This window comes from Pseudomonas sp. 273 (genome assembly GCF_029201425.1).
Lineage (GTDB): Bacteria > Pseudomonadota > Gammaproteobacteria > Pseudomonadales > Pseudomonadaceae > Pseudomonas > Pseudomonas delhiensis.
Genome location: NZ_CP116775.1, coordinates 3414090 through 3426754 on the forward strand (window position 1 = coordinate 3414090; position 12665 = coordinate 3426754).

At 70.4% G+C, this 12665-nt stretch carries 10 protein-coding genes; 6 read left to right on the top strand and 4 right to left on the bottom strand.

All coding sequences use genetic code 11. The features are described 5' to 3' along the window. Positions 1-114: 114 nt before the first annotated feature. On the top strand, positions 115-1503 hold the full coding sequence (locus tag PKO50_RS15820) for a PLP-dependent aminotransferase family protein (protein ID WP_275630261.1): 1389 nt from the start codon (positions 115-117) through the stop codon (positions 1501-1503). Here the strand turns inward: PKO50_RS15820 and PKO50_RS15825 are convergent. Further along, positions 1479-2036: a GNAT family protein gene (locus tag PKO50_RS15825; RefSeq protein WP_109934109.1), complete on the bottom strand. Its 558-nt coding sequence runs from the start codon at positions 2034-2036 to the stop codon at positions 1479-1481. The genes PKO50_RS15820 and PKO50_RS15825 overlap by 25 nt on opposite strands. A 150-nt stretch (positions 2037-2186) precedes the next feature. Between PKO50_RS15825 and PKO50_RS15830 the strand changes: the two genes are divergently transcribed. After that, on the top strand, positions 2187-4895 hold the full coding sequence (locus tag PKO50_RS15830; protein ID WP_275630262.1) for a hypothetical protein: 2709 nt from the start codon (positions 2187-2189) through the stop codon (positions 4893-4895). 55 nt (positions 4896-4950) lie between these two features. Continuing rightward, on the top strand, positions 4951-5337 hold the full coding sequence (locus PKO50_RS15835; RefSeq protein WP_275630263.1) for a hypothetical protein: 387 nt from the start codon (positions 4951-4953) through the stop codon (positions 5335-5337). Between the two features lie 807 nt (positions 5338-6144). Here PKO50_RS15835 and PKO50_RS15840 read toward each other — a convergent pair. The 3 genes from PKO50_RS15840 to PKO50_RS15850 all read right to left on the bottom strand — a co-directional run bounded on the left by PKO50_RS15840 (position 6145) and on the right by PKO50_RS15850 (position 10195). Further along, a complete protein-coding gene (locus tag PKO50_RS15840) occupies positions 6145-8553 on the bottom strand; it encodes a TonB-dependent siderophore receptor (RefSeq protein ID WP_275630484.1) in 2409 nt (802 codons plus the stop codon). A gap of 119 nt (positions 8554-8672) precedes the next feature. Continuing rightward, positions 8673-9635: a FecR family protein gene (locus tag PKO50_RS15845; RefSeq protein WP_275630264.1), complete on the bottom strand. Its 963-nt coding sequence runs from the start codon at positions 9633-9635 to the stop codon at positions 8673-8675. Between the two features lie 62 nt (positions 9636-9697). After that, a complete protein-coding gene (locus PKO50_RS15850) occupies positions 9698-10195 on the bottom strand; it encodes a sigma-70 family RNA polymerase sigma factor (protein ID WP_109934114.1) in 498 nt (165 codons plus the stop codon). Positions 10196-10359: 164 nt separating this feature from the next. On the opposite strand from PKO50_RS15850, the gene PKO50_RS15855 reads away from it, so the two are divergent. The 3 genes from PKO50_RS15855 (at position 10360) to PKO50_RS15865 (ending at position 12462) form a co-directional block, all read left to right on the top strand. Continuing rightward, complete coding sequence (locus PKO50_RS15855) at positions 10360-10869, top strand: DUF4142 domain-containing protein (protein ID WP_275630265.1); 510 nt, start codon at positions 10360-10362, stop codon at positions 10867-10869. Positions 10870-11026: 157 nt separating this feature from the next. After that, positions 11027-11341 carry a hypothetical protein gene (locus PKO50_RS15860; protein ID WP_109934116.1) on the top strand — a complete coding sequence of 105 codons (315 nt, stop codon included), beginning with the start codon at positions 11027-11029 and terminating at the stop codon, positions 11339-11341. A 155-nt stretch (positions 11342-11496) separates the two neighbouring features. Further along, positions 11497-12462 (top strand): DNA-binding protein, encoded by a 966-nt coding sequence (locus tag PKO50_RS15865; RefSeq protein WP_275630266.1) that lies wholly within the window; start codon positions 11497-11499, stop codon positions 12460-12462. Positions 12463-12665 lie beyond the last annotated feature (203 nt).

A 12665-nucleotide genomic window follows, 5' to 3' on the forward strand; every position in this document is an offset into this window, starting at 1 on the left:
GGGCGGCGCCGGGGCCGCCCGAGGCCCTAAGGTGCTATGACTGGTCCCGTCGATGAAGGTACAGTTGGCTGCAACAGTACCCACACTGTACCCATGACACTCCCGGAGAGCGCCGTGCCCCGCCAGACCCTCGCCGAGCAGGTCGCCCAGTCCCTCGCCCGGCAGATCCGCGAAGGCGCGCTGCAGCGCGGCGACCGCCTGCCCTCGCTGCGCGAGTACATGCGCCTGCACGGCCACTCGAAGAACACCGTGATCACCGCCTACGAGCTGCTGGCCGCCCAGGGCCTGGTGGAGGCGCGCCACGGCAAGGGCTTCTTCGTCCGCACCAGCGTCCCGCGCGGCAGCGAGGCCGAGGAGCCGCTGCCCTACACCCGCGCCCTGGACACCATCTGGATGATGCGCCAGCAGTTCGTCCGCGAGCCGGCCCGGGCGCCACTGGGCGAAGGCTTCCCGCCGGTGGCCTGGCTGCAGGACATGCGCCTGGACCGCTTCACCCGTCAGGTGCTGCGCACCGACGCCAATTCGCTGTTCCGCTACGGCAACCGCCTGGGCAACCCGGCGCTGCGCCAGAGCCTGGTGCGCCGCCTGGCCGGCTACGCCATCGACGGCAACCCGCGGCAGCTCCTCACCACCCACGGCGCCAACCATGCGCTGGACCTGATCGTCCGGCGCTTCGTCGCCCCCGGCGACGCGGTGCTGGTGGAGAACCCCGGCTACTACCCGCTGTTCGGCAAGCTGCAGCTGCAGGGCGCGCGCATGCTCAGCGTGCCGCGCCTGGCCGACGGGCCGGACCTGCAGGTGCTGGAGCAGTTGCTGCGCCACGAACGGCCGAAGCTGTTCTTCCTGCAATCGGTGGGGCACAACCCCACCGGCTCGGACATTTCGCCGGTGAAGGCGCACCAGTTGCTGAAGCTGGCCGACGAGCACGACCTGCTGCTGGTGGAGGACGACGCCCTGGCCGACTTCAAGCCCAGTTCGGCGATCAAGGTCGCCACCCTCGACCAGCTGCGCCGCACGCTCTACGTCGGCAGCTTCTCCAAGTCGATCTCGGCCTCGCTGCGGGTCGGCTTCATCGCCGGCAGCCGCGAGCGCATCGAGGAACTGGCGGACCTGAAGATGCTGCTGCACACCAGTTGCTCGGAGCTGTGCGAGCGCACCGTGGACGTGGCGCTGGGCGAAGGCTACTTCCTGCGCCACCTCACCCGCCTGCAGGCCCAGGTCGCCGAGGCCACCCGCGCCGCGCTGGCGGTGCTGGACGAGTTGGGCGCCGAGGTGCTATGCCGCCCGCAACAGAGCCTGTACCTCTGGGCGCGCTTCCCGCACATCGACGACGCCGAGGCCTTCACCCGCACCACGCTGCCCCAGGGCCTGGCCCTGGTGCCGGGCGCCATCTTCAGCACCGATCGCGGCCAGGCCAACCCCTGGATGCGCCTGAACGTCGCCTACCTGCAGGACCCGCTGTTCGCCGCCTGCGTGCGTCAGGCCCGGGGCGCGCGGCGGTAGACCAGGGTGTCCTGGGTGCCATGCCAGGCATCGTTGCGCGCCCCGCGCAGGGTGCGCACCAGGCAGAAGCCGGCGGCCTCGGCCAGGCGCTGGCTGCGCGGGTTGGCCGAGGACGTGGTGAGGTAAAGCCTGGCCCTCGGCAGTTGCGCGCAGACCTCGCGCAGGGCCGCGCTCAGGTAGCCCTGGCCGGCGAAGCGCGAACTGGCCCAGTAGCCGATCACGTAGCTGTCGCCCCTGCCCCGGGGTTGCAGGCCGATGCAGCCGATCACTTCGGCGCGGTCGGCGGAGAGCAGGAACAGGCGCTTCTCCGCCAGGGGCGCGGCGTAGTTGGCGATGGCGCCCTTGAGCGAGCGCAGCACCTGCTCGGCGCTCACCTGCGGCGTCACCCAGTCGAGGAAGGGCGCGTGCTCCGCGTAGCTGTCCTGCAGGGCCCGGCGCAAGGGTTCGCAGAGCGCCAGGCTGGGGCGTACCAGCACGGCGTCGCGGGTGGTCAGGCGGTACTCCACGGGTGGCGTCTCTTCAGGTGGCGGCATTCGGCCAGACTACCTCAGCCCGGCGCCGCCGGCACCTCCCGGCTGCGTCGGGCGGCGGCGGGACGGGCGGTCGCTGGCGGGGTTCCCGGCGCCTGCTTTACTTCGATTAGCCCGGCCGATTGGCAGCGTGCCACGCCAAGGAGGACGCCCATGCCCCGCGTGCAAAAGGACCCGCTGGAGCCCCAGCTGGAGAACGAACGGGAGCGCATCGCCTTCCGCCGCGAAAGCCTCGGCCTGAACGCCGATGCGTACAAGTGGGGGCTGGGGCTGTCCGGCGGCGGCATCCGCAGCGCCACCTTCTGCCTGGGCGTGCTGCAGGCCCTGGCCCGGGCACCGTCGCCGCGCCGCGGCGAGCAGGCGCAGGGCGAGGCGCCGCCGCTGCTGGCGGACTTCGACTACCTGTCCACGGTCAGCGGTGGCGGCTACGTCGGCAGCTTCCTCTACAGCCTGTTCCTGCCCGGGCGCCTGCGCGAACTGCCGCCGCGCCACCCGCCGGCGCCGGCCAGCGATGCACGCCAGGCCGCCCTGGACGCCTATGGCGTGTTGCGCCACGAACCGCCGGGGCGCATCAGCACCAGCACCGACTACCAGGGCGCCAACATCCTCGGGGCGCCCGGCGCCTGGCTGCGAGAGAACGGCCGCTACCTCACCCCCACCGGGGCCGGCGACATGTTCTATGCCCTGGCGATGACCTGGCGCAACTGGCTGTCGCTGCACCTGGTGATCGGCATGCCGCTGCTGCTGGCCTTCGCCCTGCTGTACCTGTTCCGCCTGGCGCTGACCGCCAACCTGCTGCTGGTGCCCGCCGCGCTGTTCGTCTTCGCCGTGCTGCCGCTGGTGATCGCCTACTGGCAGGTCATCCCGCGCAACGACCTGGACGAACGGCCGAGCCTGTTCAACTGGGCCGCCGGCGCCACGCTGGCGATGTTCATCGCGCTGGCCATCGGCTGCGTGCTGTGCCTGCTGCTGGGCTACGGGCCGCTGGCCGCCTGGCACCTGGTGGCCGCGGTGGTGGTGGCGCTGGCCATGCTCGCCGCCGCCCTGCTGGTCCGCCGCATGGCGCCGAAGCGACCGCGCCCCGGTGGCGGCAGCGGCCCGCGGGCGCGCCTGGGTGCCGCCATCGAGCGCCTGGCGGGCACCCTGCAAGGCACCGGCGTGCTGCGCGGGGTGGCCCGCAACTGGCTGCTGCAGTTCGCCGCCTGGGTGCGGCCGGGGCCGCGCGACGAGCTTGGCCCCGACTCGGTCCGCAACTACCGGGTGCTGGTGACCCGCTGCCTCAGCCAGGCGCTGATCCTCACCGCCGCCCTGCTCTACCTGGCCCTGCTCGGCCTCCTCGCCGAGGAGCTCTACGAGAAGCTGCACGGCCCCTGGGCCGCCGGCGTGGGCGGGGTGCTGCCGCTGCTGATCTGGCTGGTGCGCAAGCTGGCGGTGTTCAAGGACGAGAAGGCCATCCCCGGCTGGCTGGCGAAGCTGCCGCTGGACGTGCTAGGGCTGATCGCCGGTGTGCTGTTGCTGTCCGTGGTGTGCCTGGCCTGGGCGCTGTTCGCCCTCTGGGTGGGCGCCGACGGCGCCGTCCGCCTCGACCAGGACGGCGCCCTGCTGCGGCTGTTCCTGCTCGGCCTCTCGGCGCTGCTGGTGGCCTTGCTGAACAGCCAGTTCGTCGGCTTCCTCAATACCTCGACGCTGCAGCCCTACTACGCCGCGCGGCTGACCCGCGCCTACCTGGGCGCCTCGAACGGCGAACGCTTCGCGGAAACCGACAGCGCCACCCGCAAGCGCCAGATGAGCGTCGCCGAGCCCCAGCGCGGCGACGACCTCGCCGTGGAGCACTACTACGGCCCGCCCACCGCCGGCCCGCTGCACCTGCTCAACGTCACCCTGAACCTGACCGTCGACCCCGCCGAGCAACTGGTCCAGCGCGACCGCAAGGGCAAACCGCTGTGCCTGGCGCCCGGCGGCCGGCACATCAGCGAGCCGGCCTTCATCTACGACGGCACGCCGCAGCGCCGCGGCCCGGCCACGGGCCTGGCCTCGGAAATCGGCATGCCGCTGAGCATCGGCCAGTGGGTGGGCATCTCCGGCGCCGCGGTCAGCACCGGCCTGGGCCGCGCCACCAGCCTGGGCTATTCGCTGGTGCTGGGCCTGGCCAACGTGCGCCTGGGCGTCTGGTGGCCGAGCCGCTTCGAGGCCGTGCACGACCAGGCCCCGGGCTTCGCCAGCCTGCTGCCGACGCAGACCTACCTGCTCTACGAGCTGACCGCGCACTTCCACGGCCACCGCCGCGAGTACCAGTACCTGTCCGACGGCGGCCATTTCGAGAACACCGCCGGCTACGAACTGCTGCGCCCGGGGCGTGACATCGAGCTGACGCTGGTGTGCGACTGCGGCTGCGACGCCGACTACCGCTTCGACGACCTGGCCAACCTGGTGCGCCTGGCGCGCATCGACCACCACCTGGAAGTGCGCGAGGACAGTGGCGTGCTGCGCAACCCGGTGCTGGCCAAGGTGTTCGGCAGCCTGGAGGAGTTCCGCCAGCCGCCGGCAACGAACGCCAGCAAGTGCGCGCTGCTGTTCGAGGTGAGCGACTGCGCCGATGGCGAGGCGCGCCCGCCCCGCCCGGAGGCGCCGCCGCGCCGCTGGCTGCTGGTGCTCAAGCCGCGGCGGATCGCCGGCATGTCCGCGGATGTGCTCAACTACGCCCGCGAAAACCCCGAGTTCCCCAACCAGACCACCGCCGACCAGTTCTTCGACGAGGCGCAGTTCGAGAGCTACCGCCAGCTCGGCCTGGACATAGGCCGCCTGCTGTTCGGCGACGGCCAGGTCGCGCGGGAACTGTGGGATTACCTGGACATCCATTGAGGCAGGGGCGCCGCTCCCCTGCCAGGAGAACGCCTGTAGTGACGGGAACCAAGCCATGATCGACCTGGAACTGACCAAGCGCCTGCTGGAGGGCGCCCGCCGCGCCGACGGCGGTCCCTTCCCGGCGGAGGCCATCGCCCGCCACTACCACGCCGAACTGCACCGCCGCCTGGGCGCGGAGGCGCCGGATGCCGACGTGGTCATCGCCAACGCGCTGATCCTCACCGACCTGATGCGCCGCCTGGGCCTGCTGGAAGGCCTCTACCACGGCAACGAGGTCGGCACCCCCAGCGACGGCGAACGCCTGACCGGGGACGGCGAGCGCTTCCTCGTGCTGCTGGACGATCCGCGATTCGTCGAGTACCTGGGCAGCCAGCCGCTGCGCGGCGACCGCGATACGGTGCTGGAGGCTATTCGTCGATTCAGTCCGGCGGGTGGATGAGCCTGGCATATGGGGCTTGCGTAGGATGGGTGTCGTACCAGCCGGCAATGCCGGCGTTTCCGGCTGGCGCCGGACTTCCCACTCACAACGAACGGTCCCCTCTCCCTTCAGGGGAGGGTTAGGGAGGGGCTTGGTGTCAGGGGAAACGCCATCACTGGGATCGAGCTCCGTCCCCTCTCCCCAGCCCTCTCCCTGAAGGGAGAGGGGGCTGTCCCGAGCAAACGGATAACGCAGCGTCAGCCGGCAAGTCCGTAGGGCGAATAACCGTTCGCGGTTATCCGCCGCCATTTCGTGCCGCCGGTGAGTCCAATCGCGGACGGAGTCCGCTCCTACGACCGTGCTTCCTGGAACCGTAGGAGCGGACTCTGTCCGCGATCATGGCGTTATCCGAATACCTCACCCCGAATCGAGCTCCGCACCCTCTCCCCAGCCCTCTCCCTGAAGGGAGAGGGGGCTATCCGTGCCCAGCGTGAGTGTCGTGCCAGCCGGTGATACCCGGTGTTTCCGGCTGACGCAGAACTTCCCGTTCACGCCGGACGGTGCCCTATCCCCAATCCTCGCCTACGCGATCCGCGTTGAAGGGAGAGGGGGCTGTCCCGAGCAAACGGATAACGCAGCGTCAGCCGGCAAGTCCGTAGGGCGAATAACCGTTCGCGGTTATCCGCCGCCATTTCGTGCCGCCGGTGAGTCCAATCGCGGACGGAGTCCGCTCCTACGACCGTGCTTCCTGGAACCGTAGGACTCTGTCCGCGATCATGGCGTTATCCGAATACCTCACCCCGGATCGAGCTCCGCACCCTCTCCCGCTCAGAACCCCACGCTCGCCTGCACGAAGAACGTCCGCGGCTGGCCGGCGTAGATGCCGGCGTTGTTGTCGCTGGAGCGGGTGAAGCTCTCCTTGTCGAAGATGTTCTTCACCCCCGCGCCGAGCTTGAGGTTGGACAGCTGCGGGCCGAAGTCGTAGCCCACCCGGGCGTTCCACAGGGCGTAGCCGGGGATGTCGCCGTACTGGCCGTCGGCGGTCGGCTCGGTGATGTAGTTGTGGGTGAAGCTGCCGTCGGCGTTGGTGCTCGGGCCGGGGGAGCGCTGTTTCGACTGGGCGAAGGCGTCGACGTTGTAGGTCCAGCGGTCGCGCACGTAGCGCAGGCCCAGGGTGACCACCTGGCGCGAGTAGAACGGCAGGTCGCGGCCCTTGAAGCCGGGGATCTCGCCTTCGTAGGTGGCGCGGGTGTAGGTCAGGGTGCCGTAGGCGGACAGGCCTTCCAGGCGCGGGTCCAGCGCCGCCAGGTCGTAGTGCAGCGAGGTCTCGATGCCCTGGTGCTTGGTGGCGCCCAGGTTGGTCCAGCCCACGTCGTTGCTGATGTACTGCAGCTCGTCGTCGAAGTCGATGTAGAACAGCGTCACCTCGCCGCCCCAGGCGCCGTCGTCGTAGCGCGTGCCGAGCTCGTAGGTGCGCGCCTTCTCCGGTTCCAGGCCGTCGGCGGTCTGGTCGCCGCGGCCGCCCTGGCCGAGCTGGAAGTACTGCAGGCTGCCGAAGGAGGTCTCGTAGTTGGCGAACAGCTTCCAGGCGTCGGAGACGTGGTACATCACGCTCAGCGCCGGCAGCGGCTCGTTGTAGTCCTTGCTGCGGTTCTTCGCCTGCACCGGCTTGCCCTTGTTGTCCAGCACCGGGCGGTCCTGCCAGTCGGTGGAGATGCGCTCGAAGCGGATGCCGGGGGTCACCGTCCAGTTGCCGACGTCGATCTTGTCGTCGATGTACAGCGAGTTGGCCTCGGTGCCGCCGGTGCGGTCCTGGTAGACGTGGCCGTCGGCGCCGGGTTGCGGCGTGGGCACGTTGTTCACCAGGGCTACCTGGGAGGCGCGCTCTTCCATGTCTTCCTTCAGGTAGCGGTAGCCGACGCTGGCTTCCTGGGTGGTCGGGCCGAGGAAGAAGATCCGCGACAGGCGCGGCTCGAAGCCGAAGGTGTGGTAGTCGCGCGGGTAGGACGCGAGGGTCTTGAGGTCGCGGTTGGCGATGTCGCTGCCGCGGAAGCTGTCGCTGTAGTAGGTCAGCACTTCCAGCTGGGTCAGGTCGTCGATCTTGCGCGTCCACTTGAACGAGCCGTCGCCGCGGCGCCCGCGGAAGTTGTCGTAGTCGCGCACCGACTGGTAGGGGTCGTGGTCGTACTGCGCCTGGGTCAGGCCGCCGGGCATGTCGGCGGTGCCGTCGTAGTAGTGCAGGTTCAGCGCGAAATCGTCGGCGTCGGTGGGCGCCCAGTGGGTCTTCAGGGTAACGTCGTCGATGTCGTTGTGGTTGTTGCTGTCGCGGTAGCCGTCGCCCTTCACCCCGGAATACAGCAGGGCCATGCCGATGCCGTTGTCGGCGGTGCCGCCGATGAAGGCGTTCTGCATCTGCTTCCAGCCGCCATGGCCGGCGTGCTCGACGGTGGTGCCCACCTCGCCGGAGAACTTCTCGGGGATGGCCCGGGTGACGAAGTTGATCACCCCGCCGACGTTCTGCGGGCCGTAGCGCACGGAACCGGCGCCGCGCACCACGTCGATGCTGTCGTAGCTGCCGGCCACGCCGGGGAACATCGACAGCTGCGGCTGGCCGTAGGGCGCCACGGCGGCCGGCACGCCGTCGATGAGGATGGTGGAGCGCGGCGACAGGCGCGAGGTCAGGCCGCGCACGCCGACGTTGAGGGAGACGTCGCTGCCGCCGGTGCCGTTGTTGTCCTGCACCTGCACGCCGGGGATGCCGCGCAGCGCCTCGCGCACGCTGACCACGCCCTTCTCCTGCATGGCCTCGCGGCGCACCACGGTGCGCGCGCCGGGGTGGTTCTGCACGTCGCGTTCCTGGGCGTCGGCCAGCCAGTCGCCGACCACCTTCACCTCGGAGGACTCCATCTGCAGCGGCTCGTCGGCGCCGGCCGCGCGCTTGCGCAGGACGATGCCGTTGCCGACCACCTCGTAGTCCAGGCCGCTGCCCTGCAGCAGGCGCTCCAGGGCCTGCTCCGGGGTCAGCTCGCCGCTGACCGCCGGGGTCTGCTTGCCGTCCACCAGGTCGGGGGTGAAGAACAGCTGCAGCGACGTCTGCTGGCCCAGTTGCTTGAGCGCGTCGTTCAGCGGCATCGGGCGGATGTCCACCTGGGCGGCCTGGGCCTGGCCGATGGCGGCGGCGATGGCCAGGCTCAGGGCCAGTGGCAGCAGGCGCCGGCCGGCGCGGGGGGAAGGCATGCGAAGCGAAGGGTTGGTCACGATGTTCCTGTTCCTTGAGGTCCCAATGGCGGCTCGCAGGAAAGGGGCCTGGCGAGCCTTTGCCGGGGAAGACGAAACAGGGCGATGAAAACCTGAATCTAACGGAGAATTATTTCGCTCGAGCCGTCGGGCAAGGCCCGCACCCTGACCGGCAGCAGGTGCGGCAGCGCCATCAGCAGGGCGTCGGTGTCGTCCACGCGGAACACGCTGGTCAGGCGCATCTTCGCCACTTCCGGCCCTGCGACACGCAGCGGCTGGGCACGGTAGCGGGAAACCTCGCGGGCCACTTCGGCCAGGCTCGCGCCGTTGAACACCAGGCGCCCGTCGCGCCAGGCGGTCTGTGCGGCGACGTCGGTGGCCGCAGCCGGCGCCACCCGCCCCCGGGCGTCGATGCGCGTGCCCAGCCCCGCGGTCAGCAACTGCTCGGCGGCGGCCGCTTCGCGCCCGGCCACCCGTACCTTGCCCTCCTCCACCGCTACCCGCACTTCCCCGGCGTCGCGGCGCACGTCGAAGCGCGTGCCGGTGACGGTCACCGCGCCCAGCCCGGCGTCGACCACGAAGGGCCGGTCGGCGGCATGGGCGACGCTGAACATGGCCTCGCCGCGCTCCAGGGTCACGTCGCGGCGCAGGTCTCGGAAGCGCACCTGCAGGCGGGTGTTGCCGTTGAGTTCCAGCTGGCTGCCGTCGGGCAGCTCCACCTGGCGGCGTTCGCCCAGGGCGGTGTGGAACTCGGCGCTGTAGTCGCGGCCCCAGCCGCCGAACAGCACGACGCCGGCGGCCAGCCCGGCCACGCAGGCCGCCGCGGCGAACGCCGGCCAGCGCCGCCGCGTGCCGCGCGGGCGCAGGGCGATGGGCTCGTCGGCGGCCAGCTGGCGCAGGCGCTGCGCCGGGATCAGGTCGGCGGCGCGCCACAGGCGCTGCAGCTGCTCGAATTCGTGGCGGTGCGCCGGCGTCGCCAGCCAGGCCTCGAAGGCGGCCTGCCCGGCGGCGTCCAGCGCGCCGTCCTGGAGGCGCGCGAACCAGCGGGCGGCGGCGTCGCGCGGCGGCTCGGTCAGCGCCACGGGCGTTTCCCCGGCACGGTCCTGAGGGTGGGTTTCACTGGCTGGTCCTTCATCACGGTGAATCACGGTGCATCGCCCAGGCGGTCCCTGAGGTGGCGCAGGGTACGGATCATATATTTTTCCACCATGTTCTTGCTCAAGCCCAGGCGCTCGGCGATTTCCGCCTGGGACAGCCCCTCCAGCTTCTGCCAGACGAACACCTTGCGGCAATTGGCCGGCAGTTCGGCCAGGGCGCGTTCGATGGAACCGGCCAGCTGCACCGCGTGCATGGTGGTCTCCGGGTCGCCGTCGGGGGCTTCGTGCCCGTCCAGGTGCTCGATGCCCACCGGCGGGTGCGCCTGCTCGCGGCGGAAGGCGTCGATGGCCAGGTTGCGCGCCGTGCGATGCAGGTAGGCACGCGGCTGCGCCACCGCGGCCTGCGGGGTTTCCAGCAGGCGCAGGTAGGTGTCGTGGGCCAGGTCCTCCGCATCGACGCGGTTGCGCAGGCGGCGGGTCCAGGCTCCGATGAGCTCCTCGTAGTGTTCGAAGAGGCCAGGCTTGCGCGGTGGTTTGGCGGGCATGGGGGGAATAAACGCGAAGAATGAGCAAATGGTAATGCTTCCTGTTTTCCGCTGGCAATCTCCGCCCGGCAACTTCCCGCGGCATTTCCACCGGCAAGCCGCCGGAACCCCGGGCCGCCTGTGCCCGTCAATCCAGTAGACGCAACGAGGAAGGAGCATCGAACATGAAAGGCATTGGCATCCTCCGCGGCGCCCTGCTCTGGGGCGCCCTGCTGGTATCCGCACCGCTGCTGGCGGCGGACGCCGGGGTGCAGGACTTCGTCAGCCGGGCCTCGGCCGCCGGCCTGGCCAACATAGACGCGGCCAAGATGGCGCTGAGCAAGAGCCGCTCGGCGGACGTGAAGACCTTCGCCGTCCACCTCATCGACGACAACACCAAGACCAACGTCCAGCTCAAGACCCTGGCCGAAAGCCGCCGCCTGCAACTGGCCGAAGGGCCCGACGAGGCCGGCCGCGCCAGGCTGCAGGAGCTGCAGGCGCGCCAGGACGACTTCGACGCGGCCTTCGCCGACAGCCAGGTGCGCGCCCAGGAAGAGGCGCTGCAGTTGTTCAGCGAGGCGGCGGAACAGGCCGGCGACGAGGATGTGCGGCAATTCGCCCAGAACAACCTGGCGGTGCTGCGCCTGCACCTGCAGATGGCCCGCCAGCTGGCCGAGGCCCATGGCGCCGGCTGAGCCGCTGGCCAGCCATCCGAAACCCCGAACCCTGGCCCTGCCCCGGCCTCTGCCGAATGAAACCGGCTAAACCTACTGAGGACGATCAACGAAGGACGGTTCCGGGCAGCGCAGGATTCCCGGACGAAGCCTCACCCAGACACCACAGGAGAACCCCATGACTCCGCATCGATGGTTTCCCTCCCGCCGGCACGACGGCGTGGCCGAACTGCAGACCCTGGTCGACGAACTGGGGGCGCTGCTCGAAGGCAGCCACGACCTGGCCGCCAAGGACATCCCCGCGTTCAAGGCGCGCCTGCGCCACCTGACGGATGACTGCCATGCCATCGGCGACCGCCTGGCCTACCAGGGCCGGCGCGCACTGCGCCGCGGTGGCGACTACGCCAGCGAGCATCCCTGGCAGGTCGCGCTCATCCTCGCTGCCACCTGCGGAGCGCTGGTCGCCGCCTGCCTGATCAACCGCCGGCGCTGAACCCGTACCGCCGCCTCCCGGGCGCCAGCCCCGCACCTCGTACGCAAACCGCGCCACGGATTGGGCGCGTGCTGGCCTTCGAGCGCTTCCCCATTGTGTATTTTTAGTATGTAATTACATGCTACGTAGTACATTACGAAATCACGGGAGCGGCCATGGCACGGGGCGGAATCAACAAGGCGCTGGTACAGAAGGCACGCATGGCCATACTGGCCCGCGGGGAAAACCCGAGCATCGACGCCCTGCGCGTGGAGCTGGGCAACACCGGCTCCAAGACCACCATCCACCGCTACCTGAAGGAGCTGGAAGCCGAGGCCGGCGGCAGCGCCGGGCGTCCCCTCGCCTTCAGCGAGGAGCTGGGCAACCTGGTGGCGCAGCTGGCCGAGCGCCTGCAGCAGGAGGCCCGCGACTCGGTGGCCGAGGACCGCGCCAGGCTGTCCCGCGAGCGGCTGGACTACCAGCAGCAGGTGCGCACCGCCCAGCAGCGCATCGAGCAGTTGCAGGCCCAGAACCAGGCGCTGGAGACGCAGCTGCGGGAAACCCGCGAGCAGCTGGAGCAGACCCGCCAGCAGAAGCACCAGGGCGAGCTGGCCAGCGCCCGCCTGCGCCAGGCCGCCGGCGACCTGGAGACCCGCCTGCGCGAACGTGACGCGCAGATCGCCGCGCTGGAGGAAAAGCACAACCACGCCCGCCTCGCCCTGGAACACTACCGCCAGGCCGCGAAGCAGGAACGCGAACAGCAACAGCGCCAGCACGAAGCCCAGCTGCAGCAGCTGGCGGGCGAACTGCGCCAGGCGCAGCAGGGCCTGGCCGCGCGCCAGGACGAGCTGACACGGCTGAACCGCGACAACGAGCGCCTGCTCACCGAGGCGCGCCTGCTGCGCGACCAGCAGCAGGAGCAACAGCAGCAGCTGGCCCGCCACGCCCTGGCGATAGAAGCCCTGCGCCAGGAACGGGCCCAGGCCGAAGGCGCCCGCTCGGTGCTGGAGCAGCGCAACCTGGCCCAGGGCGAGGAACTGGCGCGCCTGGAGCAGCACGGCCGCGAGCAGTCCCGGCAGTTGCAGGCCCTGCAGCAGCGCCTGCAGGAGCTGAGCCTGGCGCTGCGCGACGAAGCGCCCTGAAGCGCCTTCTGCGACTTATTGCCGGTGGCGCCCCGCGTCTCGCCAGCTAGGCTATAGCGACCACCCGGGTTTCTTTCGCAGCGACCAGCGACCTCCCGCAAGCCGGGACGTCGGCCCTGCCGGCGATTGGTCCAGCGGCTTTCCGGCCCTTCGGCCGGGGGATTGCCCGGGGCGCTGAACAAGCGTGGACCTATCGCAACCGG